Origin of the sequence: Agrobacterium tumefaciens (assembly GCA_025559845.1) — a bacterium.
Lineage (GTDB): Bacteria > Pseudomonadota > Alphaproteobacteria > Rhizobiales > Rhizobiaceae > Agrobacterium.
On the sequence record CP048470.1, the window covers coordinates 1,965,274 to 1,980,229 of the forward strand.

General features: G+C 56.0%; 14 protein-coding genes and 1 tRNA gene. 7 read left to right on the forward strand and 8 right to left on the reverse strand.

Annotated elements, in window-relative coordinates; genetic code table 11:
- Position 1: 1 nt before the first annotated feature.
- Together FY156_25365 and FY156_25370 are read right to left on the reverse strand one after the other, a co-directional pair.
- Positions 2-517, reverse strand: coding sequence for a disulfide bond formation protein B (locus FY156_25365; protein UXS04780.1), 516 nt, complete (start codon positions 515-517; stop codon positions 2-4).
- 299 nt (positions 518-816) lie between these two features.
- Positions 817-901: transfer RNA gene (locus FY156_25370), tRNA-Leu, on the reverse strand.
- Between the two features lie 254 nt (positions 902-1,155).
- On the opposite strand from FY156_25370, the gene FY156_25375 reads away from it, so the two are divergent.
- On the forward strand, positions 1,156-1,794 hold the full coding sequence (locus FY156_25375) for a hypothetical protein (protein UXS04781.1): 639 nt from the start codon (positions 1,156-1,158) through the stop codon (positions 1,792-1,794).
- A gap of 61 nt (positions 1,795-1,855) precedes the next feature.
- On the opposite strand, the gene FY156_25380 is transcribed toward FY156_25375, so the two are convergent.
- The 5 genes from FY156_25380 to secA all read right to left on the reverse strand — a co-directional run bounded on the left by FY156_25380 (position 1,856) and on the right by secA (position 9,606).
- Positions 1,856-3,127, reverse strand: coding sequence for a GNAT family N-acetyltransferase (locus tag FY156_25380; protein UXS05246.1), 1,272 nt, complete (start codon positions 3,125-3,127; stop codon positions 1,856-1,858).
- An 8-nt stretch (positions 3,128-3,135) separates the two neighbouring features.
- Positions 3,136-4,551, reverse strand: coding sequence for a lipopolysaccharide biosynthesis protein (locus FY156_25385; GenBank protein ID UXS04782.1), 1,416 nt, complete (start codon positions 4,549-4,551; stop codon positions 3,136-3,138).
- 56 nt (positions 4,552-4,607) lie between these two features.
- Positions 4,608-5,807 (reverse strand): acyltransferase family protein, encoded by a 1,200-nt coding sequence (locus FY156_25390; GenBank protein ID UXS04783.1) that lies wholly within the window; start codon positions 5,805-5,807, stop codon positions 4,608-4,610.
- 81 nt (positions 5,808-5,888) lie between these two features.
- On the reverse strand, positions 5,889-6,782 hold the full coding sequence (locus FY156_25395; protein UXS04784.1) for a DMT family transporter: 894 nt from the start codon (positions 6,780-6,782) through the stop codon (positions 5,889-5,891).
- Between the two features lie 118 nt (positions 6,783-6,900).
- Entirely contained in the window at positions 6,901-9,606 is a 2,706-nt protein-coding gene (secA, locus tag FY156_25400; GenBank protein ID UXS04785.1) for a preprotein translocase subunit SecA, read from the reverse strand.
- Positions 9,607-9,814: 208 nt separating this feature from the next.
- Between secA and FY156_25405 the strand changes: the two genes are divergently transcribed.
- The 6 genes from FY156_25405 to FY156_25430 all read left to right on the forward strand — a co-directional run bounded on the left by FY156_25405 (position 9,815) and on the right by FY156_25430 (position 14,009).
- Positions 9,815-10,711: a peptidylprolyl isomerase gene (locus FY156_25405; GenBank protein UXS04786.1), complete on the forward strand. Its 897-nt coding sequence runs from the start codon at positions 9,815-9,817 to the stop codon at positions 10,709-10,711.
- Between the two features lie 81 nt (positions 10,712-10,792).
- Positions 10,793-12,034 carry a bifunctional glutamate N-acetyltransferase/amino-acid acetyltransferase ArgJ gene (gene argJ, locus FY156_25410; protein UXS04787.1) on the forward strand — a complete coding sequence of 414 codons (1,242 nt, stop codon included), beginning with the start codon at positions 10,793-10,795 and terminating at the stop codon, positions 12,032-12,034.
- Positions 12,035-12,052: 18 nt separating this feature from the next.
- Positions 12,053-12,826 (forward strand): GNAT family N-acetyltransferase, encoded by a 774-nt coding sequence (locus FY156_25415; GenBank protein ID UXS04788.1) that lies wholly within the window; start codon positions 12,053-12,055, stop codon positions 12,824-12,826.
- Positions 12,823-13,236, forward strand: a complete 414-nt coding sequence (mutT, locus tag FY156_25420; protein UXS04789.1) for an 8-oxo-dGTP diphosphatase MutT — start codon at positions 12,823-12,825, stop codon at positions 13,234-13,236. The genes FY156_25415 and mutT overlap by 4 nt, the downstream gene beginning before the upstream one ends.
- A gap of 160 nt (positions 13,237-13,396) precedes the next feature.
- Complete coding sequence (locus FY156_25425; GenBank protein UXS04790.1) at positions 13,397-13,717, forward strand: hypothetical protein; 321 nt, start codon at positions 13,397-13,399, stop codon at positions 13,715-13,717.
- Positions 13,718-13,832: 115 nt separating this feature from the next.
- Positions 13,833-14,009 (forward strand): Flp family type IVb pilin, encoded by a 177-nt coding sequence (locus FY156_25430; protein ID UXS05247.1) that lies wholly within the window; start codon positions 13,833-13,835, stop codon positions 14,007-14,009.
- A gap of 13 nt (positions 14,010-14,022) precedes the next feature.
- On the opposite strand, the gene FY156_25435 is transcribed toward FY156_25430, so the two are convergent.
- The gene (locus tag FY156_25435; protein ID UXS04791.1) at positions 14,023-14,904 is read right to left on the reverse strand and encodes a methyltransferase domain-containing protein; all 882 of its coding nucleotides are present in this window, start codon (positions 14,902-14,904) and stop codon (positions 14,023-14,025) included.
- Positions 14,905-14,956: the final 52 nt, after the last annotated feature.

A 14,956-nucleotide genomic window follows, 5' to 3' on the forward strand; every position in this document is an offset into this window, starting at 1 on the left:
ATCAGGCGCTTTTCCGGCTTGCACCAAAAAACGCAACGGCCGAAAGAGCGAGGCTCGCAATGACGTTCCAGCCTGCGAAAGACAAGCCGAGCACGCGAAGCGCTGCGTCGTTGCAGGACGGTGCCTTGATCGCGTTGAGATTGCCAAGCAGATCTCCTGCATTTGTGGTTATTGAGGGTGCGCCGGTGGCACAGGTGATCGGGCCTGGCCAGAAACCCCACTCAACGCCGGCGTGATAGGCACCCATTCCGGCACCAATCAGCATCGCGATTCCGATGAGCAGAAGAAGTAGACGCGTGATTCCGGCAGGAAGCCTGAAGATGCTGGCCGCGACTGCAAGAATACCAATCGGGATAGCGTAATAATAAGGGTCTCGCTGCAACAGGCAGAGCGCACAGGGCGTATAGCCTCCGATATGCTGAAACCCCAGTGCGGAACCAACGGTAAAAATCATTCCTGCTGTTACTGCCAGCGCGGTAAGGGTGCGGCTGTTGTCTGCGGACGTTGCATTGGCCATGTAATTTTCCTCAAACTTCGCGAAGAAGCGATACCCAGAACGGGATCAAAGAAGGCGGGCGCGATGGCGGAATTAAGTCGCACATCGAAGAGTGCGTTCCCGTGGAATCTGGAAGCGCTTTAGCCCTCTAATCCAGTCTTCTTTCGCTTGCAAACAAAAGCCTGTCCGTCATCTCGCAGGATGCAAGCAAAGTTTCGTGAGGTCGATGCGGCAAGAGCATTTAAATGGTGGGATTTCTTTGCTTTCGTGGGGGAGCCGCTACGAAAAGAATCAATAAAATCAAACTGATTTCATGAAAATGGTACCCCAAGCCGGGATCGAACCAGCACTCCTTTCGGAACCGCATTTTGAGTGCGGCGCGTCTACCAATTCCGCCATTGGGGCAACGGTGGTAATGCAACGGCGTCTATCATGGTTCTGCAGGAACGTGCAACCCCAAACCTGTCTAATCTCGCCAATTCTGTCTCTTTCCTGAGCGGCTGGATTTCCCAGTGCGAGACACGTTCCAAAGGGCGTTAATCCTACATTAGCAATCATTGATAAATTGGAATATGCGCAATTGCTAATTGAAGTATTATGGCGATGTGGATTGTCCATGGGGGGACACGGGATAGCAAAGAACGCCCAAGGAGGAAAATATGCGCTCGCTTTCTCGCAATTTGTTGTTGTCTGCATGCCTGGTGTTTCCAATTAGCGCCAATGCGCTGGATATTGGCATCGGCGGTGAAAATGGAATCAATGCCAGCGTTGGTAGCAACGACAGTGGCGGTCTTGGTGTTGGTGCTTCCGTAGGTGGTAGCGGCGGTGTCAATGCCAATGCAAATGTCGGCGGGAATGGCAGTGGCGGGCTGGGAGCAGATGTAAATGCTTCGGTCGGTGGCAGCAGCGGCGTAAACGCCGACGTTAATGCATCCGTAGGTGGATCCGATGGCATCAACGCCAACGTCAATGCGTCCGTCGGCGGATCAAACGGGCTCAATGCCAATGTCGGTACCAGTGTCGGTGGAGCAAGCGGCCTCGGTTTGGGGGTCGGCGTTGGTCTCGGAACGAGCTCGACGGGAACGCCGGGAAGTCCAGGCAGCCCGACAACACCTGGAGGAGCGGCCAATCCGGGTGGGGTGCCTCCGGCTGTCATTCGACAGGCCGTTCGGGCCTACAACGATATGTCGCGCACCGAGCAGATCAAGCTCGCGCGCCGTTGTGTTGATATCCTTGGCGGTGGGTACGATGCGGCGTTGACGCAACTTTGCAAGATGATCCGGACTGCGTCCCGCTAACGTCATGAAAGCCCCAGGACGCGATGGAGGGCGCTCGAATGCGCCCTCTTTCGTTCTATCTTCAACTGCCCTTACGGCCGAATGACATAATTTTCTGGCGAAGGCTTCGGGCGAGATTACGTGTGCTGCGGTACATATCTACGTGCGTTGAAACCTGGCGCACGTCGCGGTCGCTGTTTTGCGCCAGGCCGACAATCAGCGTGCCCATTTCCTGCCGCTCTTGCCAGAAGCGGCTCATGATCGGGTGATCGGGTACCGCACAACTATCACTGCGCAAAATGTTGGCGTCGTCCAGATGCCAGTCTGTCAGCTTCTGGATCAGCAACTTGCCAGGTGAGTATTTCGAATAAGACTCATCGAAAGCAGTTTTCCAAGTGTAAGCCTCACCTGCGGTCATGAAAACGACGATCGAGGCAATGGCACTTCCGTTCAGATCAATCGTATGGATGCGAACCGCGTCTGCTTCCGCGAGATTGGTGATGGCTTCGCGCGCAAATGCGGCGCGGTAACGGTCATTCACCAACGCACTGCGCTTGCGACCTTTCCAGCCGCTTGCCTCGAGTGCCAGAAACTCCTCCATACGGTATCGTATGTCTTTTGCTTGCCGGCTTACGGTGTAGGACACGGCCCCCAGTTTTTCGAGTTGGCGCCACTGTCGGCGCATCTCCCGCAAATGGTGTGGTGCAAGTGCTTGCTGGAGGTAGGTTTCTCCATCTTGCAGGCTCTCCAAGGTCGGGCGTTGATATGTACCGGTTGTCGTCAGGGGCAGGTTGCGGCTAAGGGCAATGGCTTTGACCAGTCGCGCGAACGGACCGTCCAGTCTGATATCGGGCAGAACCAGAACGTTCGGAAGCTTCATTTCCTTATCAGCAAGCGCATCGAAAAGATTATCGAGGGTCTCGGCGGCGCCTTCGGTGTCGACGAGCGGTGTCCCCAAAGGACCGAACGGATTTGCCCAGATGCGAATGATCGAAGGCCCGATGGCAAAACCCGGCTTTTCGACGGTAAACGGCATCAGAAGCCGCATCCGGCTCCTCGCCCCATTCTCATCGCGAATAAGGGCAAAGCGGACCGACTTGTCCTCAAGGCGCGGCATGGCTGGCGCGAGCAATCGTCCGGTAAAGAAGACATTTGCTTCCATGACGCGGTTCGACAGGAAATCGAGTTCTTCCTGCATCTCATATCCGAGCTGACCAGGGTAGATACAGAACTCGCGTCCTTCACGCCCGACACGCTTACTGCTGTCGGCAACAGGACGATCCTTCGCCGACGAGGCGACGAGCGCCGCAATCCGCGGGTCCTGAAGGTCCGGATTCTTGGGGTCGCTGGACATGGCCACCGTTAAACCGCCTTCCCCGTGTCAGTATTCGCCCGAAGATCGTTGAAGGCAAAAAGCACGATCCCGAGTGTGCGGCGAATAGCGACATGCAATAGCACAGCTTCAATCAGCATTGCCATTGCAGCGGCACCCGCGGCCCCAGCCAAACCATAGACCGGAATGAGCAACATGTTGAGTGCAATGTTGCAGCTAAAGATAAGAATATAAAGAAAAACACACAACTTCTGTTTGCCGGCCATATTGAGCAGGGTTTCGCCCGGTCCGATAGCAGCCTTTGCCAGGAAACCCGCAAACAGAAAGAACATCAGTTCGTAACCCTGGGTAAAGGCTGCGCCGAATAGCGACAGCAGAAACGGACCTGCGGCAAGGACCACCAGCCCCATGAAAAGAGAGGGCCAGAACGCCCAGCGGGCAGCTTGGCTTGCGAAGCTCGCAAGTCCGCGCCGGTCATCAGATGCGATGAGAGCAGCCAGACGGGGTGCGGCGGCAGCCTGAACCGAGAAAAACACGAATTGCATCAGCACGATGGTTTTTGCAGCCGCGAAATAGATGCCGACCTGGTCAGGAGGCAGGTAGAGGCCGACGATAACAACGTCGGAGTTCGTCATCAGGAACCCGATTCCATCGATCAGGAACATCGGGAAGGCGAAGCGCAGCCAGTGGCGAAAGTGAACGACGCGGGATGTGCTGTGGAAGTGGCGGTTGAGCCGGCGGTTCATGAAAATGAAGTGGAGAAGGGTGGTGACGTAGGTTGCCGCCAGTGCGGTCAGCATCGCTGTGGTCGCGGTTTTGTCTGCTCCAAGAGCGATAGCCGTAACCATGAAGACAAGAATGAGCACGGGGCGAATTATGTAGGTGGGGCTGAGTGCCGATATGGCCCAGCCATTTGCGCGTGCCGTTCCGTTCAGCACGTCGCCCAGTGCTACCATCGGTAATGTGAAGAGGGCCAGGAAAATTGGAATGACATAGTAACTGGCAATCCATTCGCCGAAGAAAAACAGGAATGCCAAGCCGAAAACGGCCACTGTGCTGGCTGAAAGCATGGCAAAGACCCGGGCGGTCGAGGTGAGGCCCATGATCTTGTCATTGGCATCTTCCAGTTTGTAACCCGGCAAAAACCTGATGACCGTCGCGTGAAAGCCAAGACAGGACAAATTGCCGAAAAGGATGACGAGAACCCAGACAAAAGCAAAGATCCCGTATTCGAACTCGCCCATCAGGCGCGCAAGAATGATCTGGGAAAAGAATGCAATGCCGGCACTGACGATACGAACCGCAAATGCGACCAATGCCATCCGCTGTGCGCGTGCGACGTCATCGCGACCGGAGACGATTGCGGAAAGCTTCTCCAGCACGGGAGCAAGTTTTGTCCGCAGGCCCACGGGCAAGGCTTTTTCCACCGTGTTCAGGATAGCCATGATCCGCACGCCATCATTTCCAGTTGAATGGTGATTCAACTGTAACAGACCCAACCTTAACGAAGGGTTTGGGAGACGTTTTGCGCCGATGGATGTGTCGGCGCCTGTGTCCTGCGGACCCCGTTGAAGAGCAAGAGGGCGAGGTCATTCTGGCGCAACGCCCGATGCAAAAGATAGGCAAGCCCAACTGTTGCGACGACGATGACACTGAATTCGACACTAGGGGGCAGGTTAACAGCGATAAAGGCCGTGCCAAACGCGTAAATCAAAGGATGGTGGACGAGATAGATCGTGAAGGACGCATCCGCCAGTCTTTTGAGGATGATGTTTGGCCGAACAAAAAAACGGCAGCAAAAATCCAGGAGAAGCCGCGCTGCCGCAATCGCGGCGACGGCGGAGGCCAGAACCTGCCAAACCGAGTTGCCGTAGGGTTGTTGCAGCCGTAGCATCACTGCGGCCGAGATGGCAACGACTGTGAGACATGCTGTGCCTGGTCCAGTTTGACGAAATCTATGAAACAGCGCCTTGTCACGGTTGAGGAGCGCGCCAATGAGGAAAAACGGGAGATAGCGAGCGTAGGGATCTGATGCACGTTCGTAAAAGCTCAGGATATCGTTTTCCCTGTCCCGCGCCATGAAAGCGGTTGCGTAAACGGCGAGCTCCCACACGATCGCAAGCATGCAGATGGCAGAGAGAAAAAAAACCGGATGTCGGCTTTTCAGCCGTTCGCAGGTTTGCTTGATTTGAAGACCCGGTCGCTGTTGCCCAAGAAGCAAAATAGCCGCGAGAAGCACTGAATAGAAAAGCAGGGCTGGCAGGAACCACAGATGCATGATCCAGCGCGAACTCAGCGCCAAAGTTTGCGGTAGCCTGCCGATCGCCTGCTCGAAACTCGCCTGTCCCTTCACGATCTCGGAAATGTCCAGCAGAAAAAGTTGTAGCGGTCCAAGAACAACGATGGCTGCAACGAACGGAATACCAAGACGTAAAAATCGGGATTGCAACCACGCACCGCTTCCCTTTTTCCCAATCGCCATTTCTGAGAAATATCCGGCGACCAAAAAGAAGGTCGGCATGCGGAACGTGGTCAATACGATACCGAGAATGGTGAGGACCGGACTGGTTTGGAAATCCTTGAGGCTCCAGCTGATCGCATCGCTATAGAGCAGAGATGCATGGTAGGGCACACCGAGCAACATAAGGCCCGCCCGCAAGGGATCCCAATAGTGTTCGTGCTGTGCGCTGCCCGCTTGCATTGCCACCCCGCGCCGCAACGCGATTTATTCTGACCGGAGACATCTGCGCGCGACTATTGGTGGAAAACACTAATAAACAATTCACGCGCCGGATGCGGCGGGTGGCAGCTTTCGCCCCGGGATAAGGCCGAGGACCAGCACGCAGCCAGCGGTAATCACCACCGCTCCAAGAAGCTGCAGGGCCGTCAGAGGTTCGTTCAACACAAAGGCGCCGACAAGGACGGCAACGATCGTCACCACGAACTCCACGCTGATGGCTTTCGTGGCCCCGATGTTCGACACCAGCCGGAAGTAGGTGATGTAGGTCAAGCTACTCATCATCACGGCCAGAAGGACGAGATAGCCGTAATCTGCGAGACTGGGAGTAACGGGAACCGGCACGGCAAACAGCAACGGCAAGGTCATCAAGCCGCCTGCCAGAAAGGCACCGATGGTAATCTCCCAGGAACCGGTTCCCTTGAGGTGCCGGCTTGCATAGTTGCTGCCGTAAGCCGCACAGAAACAGGCGGCGATGCAGGCAGCGCATCCAAGAACAAACGAGATGGTGACGGGAACTGCGGGAAAGCCGACGAGCAGGATTATTCCACCGAAACCGAGTATCAATCCAACCAGTCCCTGTCCGGTCATGCGTTCCAGTCCCCAGAGCTGCGAAATCAGCATGGAGAAAAGAGGAATTGTGGCGACGAGGATGGCTGCCATGGCCGTGCCGATCAGCGGAGTGGCATATGATAGGCCGATGAGTTGGCCTGCCACAGTGGTCGCGCCCACGATCGCAAAGGCTTTCCACCCTGCAGAAAACTGCAGCTTTCGTCCTGTGAGGCGCGCAATCAGCACGAGGCTAAGGCTTGCGATGAGGCAACGCAAGGTAACGGCCCCGATCCACCCGAAAACCGAGACGACGTGCAGCAAAAGCAGAAAGGACAAACCCCAGGCGAGCGCCAGAAAAATGTATGCAGCAAGGTCACCAGGCTTCATGGCGGATCGTCCGAAAGTCGTTTTGAGAGGAATTCAGGCGGGAGCGATCACCGCCAGGGCGCATTCAAAGCAAATCGCCCGCGACCAAAGTCGCGGGCGATGGAAACGTCACAGGTTTTTAGGCCTGCTCGTAGACACCGTGGCAATGCTTGTACTTCTTGCCGGAACCACAAGGGCAAAGCTCGTTGCGTCCAATCCGCCCCCAGGTCGCCGGATTGTTCGGGTCACGGTCTTCTGCCGATACAAAAGCGGGAGACTCCTGAGCCAACTCGTCTTCTCCGGTGACAGGATCGAGATGGTGTGCCGTCATTTCCGGAAGTTCAGGCTGCTGCGGCTCTTGCTGAACCAGTTCGACGCGCATGAGCTGTGCAGTCACGGCTTCACGCAGGTTCGTCAGCAGCGACTGGAACAGTTCAAATGCTTCGGCCTTATACTCCTGCAACGGATCACGCTGGGCATAACCACGGAAACCGACGACAGAGCGCAGGTGATCAAGGTTCACGATATGCTCGCGCCACAGGTGATCGATCGTCTGGAGAACGACGGAGCGCTCTACGTAGGTCATGATATCCGGACCAAACCGCTCTGCGCGTTCGGCTGCAAACTTGTCCGCCGCTTCCGTGATACGATGCAGAATATCGTCTTCGGCGATGCCTTCTTCCTTGGCCCACTCGTCCACCGGCAGATCAAGGTTCAGGAACTGTGCGACGCCAGCCTTGAGGCCTGCAATGTCCCACTGTTCAGCGTAAGCATTTTCGGGAACATGCTTCGTGACAAGTGCTTCGATAACTTCATGGCGCATATCGGCGACGGTTTCGCCGATATTGTCGGCCTCCATCAACTCCAGGCGCTGCTCGAAGATTACCTTGCGCTGATCGTTCAGAACGTCGTCATACTTCAGCAGGTTCTTACGGGTTTCGAAGTTGCGTGCTTCGACCTTCTTCTGCGCGCGTTCCAGAGCCTTGTTGATCCAAGGATGGACGATCGCTTCGCCTTCCTTCAGACCAAGCTTCTGCAGCATCGAATCCATGCGATCCGAGCCGAAGATGCGCATCAGATCGTCCTGAAGTGAAAGATAGAACTTCGAACGGCCGGGGTCGCCCTGACGGCCGGAGCGGCCACGGAGCTGGTTGTCGATGCGACGGCTTTCGTGACGCTCGGTCGCGATGACGTAAAGGCCGCCGGCAGCGAGCGCCTTTTCCTTCAGAATCTTGATCTCGGCGCGGATAGCCTGTTCCTTGGCGTCACGCTCAGCACTGTCTTCCAGACCTTCCAGCTCGCGCTCAAGGCGCATGTCGGTGTTGCCGCCGAGCTGAATATCAGTACCACGGCCAGCCATGTTGGTCGCGATCGTGACCGCGCCGGGAACGCCAGCCTGCGATACGATGTAAGCTTCCTGCTCGTGATAGCGAGCATTCAGAACCTGGAAATTCTCAAAGCCGGACTGGCGCAGCAGATTCGCCAGCAATTCGGATTTTTCGATTGAGGTCGTGCCGACGAGAACCGGCTGGTTGCGCTCATGCGCAGCGATGATCTCGGTAATGATCGCCTTGTATTTTTCTTCGCCTGTCCGATAGACCTCATCATCCTCGTCGATACGCTGGATGGGCAGGTTGGTCGGAACTTCGATGACATCAAGACCGTAGATGTTGCCGAATTCTTCAGCTTCCGTTGCTGCAGTACCGGTCATGCCGGCAAGCTTTTCATACATGCGGAAGTAATTCTGGAACGTGACCGAGGAAAGCGTCTGGTTTTCCGGCTGGATCTGAACCTTTTCCTTGGCTTCCAGCGCCTGGTGCTGGCCTTCGGAATAACGGCGACCCGGCATCATGCGGCCAGTGAATTCGTCGATGATGACGATCTCGTCATTGCGGACGATATAGTCCTTGTCGCGCGTGAAGAGCTTGTGAGCCTTCAGCGCGTTATTGATGTGATGAACAATCGCGACGTTTTCGATGTCGTAGAGCGATTCGCCCTTCAAAAGGCCGGCCTGTCGGAGCAGGTTTTCCAGCTTTTCGGTGCCATCCTCGGAGAAGTTGGCCGAACGCTGCTTTTCATCGATCTCATAGTCTTCTGGCGTCAGCAGCGGAATGAACGCGTCGATGGTGTTGTAAAGGTCGGAACGATCATCCAGGGGACCGGAGATGATGAGCGGTGTGCGCGCCTCATCAACAAGAATGGAGTCAACTTCGTCGACGATCGCGTAGTTATGGCCGCGCTGCACCATCTGGGCGCGATCATATTTCATGTTGTCGCGCAAATAGTCGAAACCGAGTTCGTTGTTTGTCGCGTAGGTGATGTCGCAAGCGTAGGCTTCACGGCGCTGGTCGTCGTCGAGGCCATGGACGATAACGCCCGTCGTGAGGCCAAGGAAACCGTAGAGGCGACCCATGATGCCAGCGTCGCGCTTGGCAAGGTAGTCGTTGACCGTAACGACGTGAACGCCCTTGCCGGACAAAGCGTTGAGGTAGACTGCGAGCGTTGCAACGAGGGTCTTGCCTTCGCCGGTCTTCATCTCGGCGATGGCGCCCTGATGCAGGATCATACCACCCGTCAACTGAACGTCGAAGGGACGCATGCCAAGCACACGGCGCGAGGCTTCGCGGGTAACTGCAAAGGCCGGGATCAGAAGATCGTCAAGAGACTTGCCATCGGCGAGCTGCTGGCGGAATTCCACAGTCTTTGCCGCGAGAGCTTCGTCAGAGAGAGCCTGCGTGGCTTCCTCCAGCTCGCTGATAGCGGCGATCTTGCTTCTGTACGAGCGGACGCGGCGATCGTTTGCCGAACCGAACAACTTGCGGGCGATACCGCCGAGACTGACCATCTTACTGGCCCTTTCTGAAATTCCGTTTTCCCGGGCTGTTCCGACTTTGCTGCTGGATATCACCAACAAATGACGGACTTCGCCCTGAAACGTATCTGGACGCGAGGTTGCGTGACAGATAAGAGGGGGGGCAAATGATGTCAACGGTTCTGCCCGTTACAGAATGGCCACAATCAGGTGTTTGGAAGTTTTTTCAGAGCCGGAAACCATGTCTGGAGCCGGCGTTGTCTCCGAAAGGTTCAATATGTTGCGCTATAATAAAATTGCGGCTGCGGTGATTGTGGCTACCCTCGGCCTTCAGCTTCCGGTTTTTGCACAGGAAGATGCAGTTGTTGCCAAGGTCGGCGATCTGGAAATTCACCAGTCCGAACTCGATCTCGCCATGAGCAATCTTGATCCTCAACTCGCGCAGCTTCCCGACGAACAGAAGAAGGTCGCCGCCCTTTCCGGCGCGATCGACGTGAAGCTTCTGGTAAAGAATGCCTCTGCCGAAGGGCTGGAAAAGACCGACGATTTCAAGAAGCGTATGGCCTTTATTCAGGACCGCGAGCTGCACAACGCCTACTTCCGTAAGCACGTGGTTGACGCCGTTACCAATGAAGAGGTGAAGGCCCGCTATGACAAGGAAGTCGCTTCTCTCCCACAGGAAGAGGAAGCGCATGCCCGTCACATCCTCGTAGCGACGGAAGACGAAGCCAAGGAAGTTATCAAGCAGCTTGATTCGGGCAAGGATTTCGCCGAAATCGCCAAGGAGAAGTCGACCGATTCCAACAAGGATGAGGGCGGTGATCTCGGCTGGTTCGGAAAAGGCCGCATGGTGCCGGAATTCGAAGAGGCCGCTTTTGGTCTTGAAAAGGGCGCCTACACCAAGACGCCGGTCAAGACCCAGTTTGGCTTCCACGTGATCAAGCTCGAAGACAAGCGCATCGCGCCTCCTCCGGCTTTCGAGCAGGTCGAGCCGCAGGTTCGTCAGCTTGTCATGCGTGACAAATATGTTGCCCTGATCGAAAAGGCGAAAGCCGACCAGAAGGTCGAGATCATGGATGAAGCGCTGAAGAAGGGCTATGACGAAGCCAGCAAAGAACAGCAGCAACCGCAGCAGTAATTTCCGATTTTTCAGGGCGGCCATTGGCCGCCCTGTTTCCATATCCGACAGTTCTTCCCAGAAAAACTTCAGGCGTCCCTAATGTCCGTTGCCGTTTCTCCGCTCGCTCCCAAATCCTATCCAGACATGCCGGCCCTGCGTGGCGTCCGCATGGCGACGGCTGCCGCCGGTATCAAGTACAAGAACCGTACCGACGTGCTTCTCATGGTCTTCGACAAGCCGGCTGCAGTGGCAGGCGTGTTCACGAAATCCAAGTGCCCGTCTGCGCCGGTGGATTTTTGCCGTGCAAATCTTGCTGGCGGTGTTGCCCGTGCGGTCGTTGTCAATTCCGGCAATGCCAACGCCTTTACCGGGCTCAAAGGCAAGGCGGCGACCGAACTGACTGCCAAATCTGCTGCCTCGGCAGTTGAATGCTCTGAGCGTGAAGTTTTTCTGGCATCAACCGGCGTGATCGGTGAGCCATTGGATGCGACGAAATTCGCCGGTGTTCTCGGTGATATGAAGGCTTCTGCCGCCGCCAATTTCTGGCAGGAAGCAGCCAAGGCCATCATGACCACGGATACCTACCCGAAGGTCGCGACCCGCACCGCAGAAATCGGTGGTGTAAAAGTCACGATCAACGGTATCGCAAAAGGCGCCGGTATGATCGCGCCTGATATGGCGACGATGCTTTCTTTCGTCGTCACGGATGCGGATATCGATGCGGCTGCGTTGCAGTCTCTTCTGTCAGCGGGAGTTGGACCAACATTCAACTCGGTAACAGTCGATAGCGACACGTCGACATCCGACACCCTGATGCTGTTTGCAACAGGTGCTGCAGCCGAGGATGGCCAACTCAAGGTCGTAAGTGCCGATGACGAGCGTCTTGGTTCGTTCCGGGCGGCGTTGAATGATCTTCTCAAGGAACTTGCGCTTCAGGTCGTTCGCGACGGCGAAGGTGCACGCAAGATGGTAGAGGTGACGGTTACTGGCGCCGAAAACGATGTCGCAGCCAAAAGGATTGCGCTGTCTATTGCCAACTCGCCGCTGGTCAAGACGGCGGTCGCGGGCGAAGACGCCAACTGGGGCCGCGTTGTGATGGCTGTCGGCAAATCAGGCGAAATGGCAGATCGTGACCGTTTGGCAATCTGGTTCGGCCATGTTCGCGTTGCGGTGAACGGGGAGCGCGACCCGGATTATTCTGAAGCTGAAGCAAGCGCGGTGATGAAGCTGGAAGATATTCCGGTGAAGGTGGATATCGGTCTTGGTAACGGCACAGCGACGGTCTGGACCTGTGACCTGACCAAGGAATATGTCGAAATCAACGGCGATTATCGGAGCTGACCGTTGGAGCCGAACAGAATGCATGAAAGTGCCGTCAACTTGCCGCTCGTTCGCCGTCTGGAAGCTGTCAGTTTCCGGGCATGGCCCGCTTCGTCAGTGATTTATGACGGTAGCTGGCAGATCCGCCTGACGGGATCTCATCCCTCCAAGCGAATTAACAGTGTTGTGCCGCTCGATCCATCCGACTACGGCAATTGCGCCATCAGGCTGGAAAAGGCACGCAAGCGTTTCGAGGATTTCGGGCGCCCGCTGGTGGTGCGTGAAACGACGCTGATGCCACCGCAACTGGCGGACTTTCTGATCGAAGACGGCTGGAACGTCTTTGAAGAGGTCAAGGTGATGACCGCTGACATCTCTGCTCTGGAGTTACCGGAAACTCTCGTAAGCCTGCCAAGTCACGATATCGGTCGTTTCGTCGAAGCGAGCCTCAAGGTCAGTGGCGGTGATCCTGCCCTTCGTCCTGCGGTTGCTGAGATCGTCAGTTCGATCAAGCCGACGCTTGGGTTGTTCATCAATGAAGAGGTCGAGGGCAGTCCCCTTGCGACCGCAATCTGCGTACAGGACAACGATCTCGCAGGCATTCTTTCGCTCGACGTTGCCAGCGGCCACCGGCGCAGCGGTCTTGGCACGCAAATGCTCGCATCGGCCTTGCGGTGGGCCCGTATCAGTGGTGCGAGAACGGCTTGGCTACAGGTCGTTTCCACCAACGCTCCGGCGATCGCGCTTTATGAAAAATTTGGCTTCACGCAGGCCTATACTTACCGCTATTGGCAGAAGGCAGGCGATAAGTGAGCGGAGCGGAGAGAAAAATCCTTCTTGTTGCTGCGTGCGCGCTTCTGGATCAGGACGGGCGTATTCTCTTGGCTCAAAGGCCGGAAGGTAAATCACTTGCAGGTCTCTGGGAGTTTCCCGGTGGCAAGGTGGAGCAAGGCGAAACACCCGAAGACACTCTTGTGCGCGAGCTGGAAGAGGAACTTGGTGTCAGCACGAAGGTCGCCTGTCTGGCACCGCTGACGTTCGCCAGCCACACCTATGAGACCTTTCACCTCTTGATGCCCCTTTATGTCTGCCGCCGTTATGAGGGCATTCCGCATGGTCGTGAAGGCCAGGCGATCAAATGGGTGAAGCCACAGGCTTTGCGCGACTATCCGATGCCGCCAGCCGATGAGCCTCTCATACCATTTCTTCAGGACTTGCTGTAACCGCCGAACGCGACATGGTCGCTAACGTAACAGCCTCGTGAAACGCCGGTTTTCCACAGGTTTGCCGTGCCAAAATGGGGCCTGCGTTAACAGATCATTCAGCACCATCTGGCAATTTCGTTCTGCATAAGCGGAAAATTGCACAGCATGAGGTTTGGCGATGAATGAGGATTTCTGGAAGACGGTTGAAGACCGTCATTCGTATTCCAATAAATCCCGCCGCACCGGCGTGCTTAATGTCGCTCTGCTATTCGGAACGGCTGCCATTGCGCTTTCCCTGATCCTGACGCCCATGCTTGCGGGTAAATCCTCGACACGGGTCGCACAGTATCCCGACAATATCGACATGATATCCACTGGATCTATCCGTAAGAACAATATCGATACGGGCAAGACGTATTCCATCCGTCGCAGTATCACCCAGCCTATGCCTGAAATGCCTTGCGTCGTCACAGGTTACAACAACGAGCGCGGCTGCTGATTTCTGCCAGATCGGTAACGAAATCCAAACGCAATGCCCCTAAGAATGACCGCGTTTGTAATAAGGCATATTACGTTTCGCGGGGGCGAGCCGGATGTTGGACGGTGAAAATCGACTGGCGGGATGTTTCCGCCGTTTCTTCAAAAATGAAAACGGTGCCACAATGGTCGAATATGGGCTGATTACGGCTCTGATTTCGGTTGGGATCATCGCGGGCATGCGCAGTATTGGCACCCAGATCGATGGCGTTTTTCAGATTATCATCGACACGTTCGCAGCCTATGTCAGCTGATTGATCGTTGCCTTCAGGACAGCTTGACCTCAGTGGTTTTCAGCGCATCGGCAAGCCGAACCTTGGCAGAGCCCGGTTTCAGCGGTTTCTGCTGGCTCTCATGCGGTGCCCAGCCAGAGACATAGATGATCGAAAATGTTGCTCTGATGCGGCCATCCGGATCTGAATAACGCTCCCCATAAAGCTCCGCAGCGCGCATGAAAAACGCGCGGTTAAGCGGTTTGCGACTGCGGTCCTTGAGTGGGTTTGCCATGCCCATGGCGCGCAGATCTCGCATCAGCGGAAAAATCGAATCGTAGCGAACCGTGTAGGATTCGGCATCCGTCACCGGGAGTGCAAAACCAGCGCGCTGCAACAGCGCGCCAACGTCACGCACATCAGCAAAAGGAATGACCCGTGGACTTGCGCCGCCAGTCAGTTCGGCCTCGGCGGCCAAGAGAACGTTTCGCAGCTCGTGAAGCGTACCGCTGCCCGGTATGGCAGCAAGAAAAAGACCATCCGGTTTGAGCGCCCTGCGGATCTGGATCAATGTGCCTGGAGTGTCGTTGGTCAGGTGCAAGGCCAGTGGTGATACGATGAGATTGGCGGACGCTTCCGTCAGCGGCAGGTGTTCCATCGAGGCAACCTGCGGCAGCTGTCCATCAAGTTCGAAACGAGCATCCGTCTCGATGCGCTGAATGCTGTCGATTTTGCCGGTTTCCGTCAGCCGTCTGGCAGTCACCCCGGTCGCGCCATGGAGTTCGATCGCGGTTTCGAACCGACGTTCGACGATGGCCAGGCGGTCAGCCAGTTCTTCCGCTGCCATATCGAGAAGAAACAAAGCCTTGTCGTCGCGCCTGTTCCACGCTCTCCGGCGGTTAGCTTCGATCAGCGCTTCGTCAAAAAGAATATCCATCGTCAGCCTGCTTCGGCTCTTTCGCCGTTTTATTCGGCAAGCCGTCTTTCAT

What these genes read in the sequence shown, in the direction of transcription:
- FY156_25435 (UXS04791.1), bottom strand. Translation starts at nt 14,904, where the DNA reads ATGGATATTCTTTTTGACGAAGCGCTGATCGAAGCTAACCGCCGGAGA.
- FY156_25425 (UXS04790.1), top strand. Translation starts at nt 13,397, where the DNA reads ATGAATGAGGATTTCTGGAAGACGGTTGAAGACCGTCATTCGTATTCC.
- FY156_25395 (UXS04784.1), bottom strand. Translation starts at nt 6,782, where the DNA reads ATGAAGCCTGGTGACCTTGCTGCATACATTTTTCTGGCGCTCGCCTGG.
- secA (UXS04785.1), bottom strand. Translation starts at nt 9,606, where the DNA reads ATGGTCAGTCTCGGCGGTATCGCCCGCAAGTTGTTCGGTTCGGCAAAC.
- FY156_25390 (UXS04783.1), bottom strand. Translation starts at nt 5,807, where the DNA reads ATGCAAGCGGGCAGCGCACAGCACGAACACTATTGGGATCCCTTGCGG.
- argJ (UXS04787.1), top strand. Translation starts at nt 10,793, where the DNA reads ATGTCCGTTGCCGTTTCTCCGCTCGCTCCCAAATCCTATCCAGACATG.
- FY156_25415 (UXS04788.1), top strand. Translation starts at nt 12,053, where the DNA reads ATGCATGAAAGTGCCGTCAACTTGCCGCTCGTTCGCCGTCTGGAAGCT.
- FY156_25375 (UXS04781.1), top strand. Translation starts at nt 1,156, where the DNA reads ATGCGCTCGCTTTCTCGCAATTTGTTGTTGTCTGCATGCCTGGTGTTT.
- FY156_25405 (UXS04786.1), top strand. Translation starts at nt 9,815, where the DNA reads ATGTCTGGAGCCGGCGTTGTCTCCGAAAGGTTCAATATGTTGCGCTAT.
- FY156_25365 (UXS04780.1), bottom strand. Translation starts at nt 517, where the DNA reads ATGGCCAATGCAACGTCCGCAGACAACAGCCGCACCCTTACCGCGCTG.
- FY156_25380 (UXS05246.1), bottom strand. Translation starts at nt 3,127, where the DNA reads ATGTCCAGCGACCCCAAGAATCCGGACCTTCAGGACCCGCGGATTGCG.
- FY156_25385 (UXS04782.1), bottom strand. Translation starts at nt 4,551, where the DNA reads ATGGCTATCCTGAACACGGTGGAAAAAGCCTTGCCCGTGGGCCTGCGG.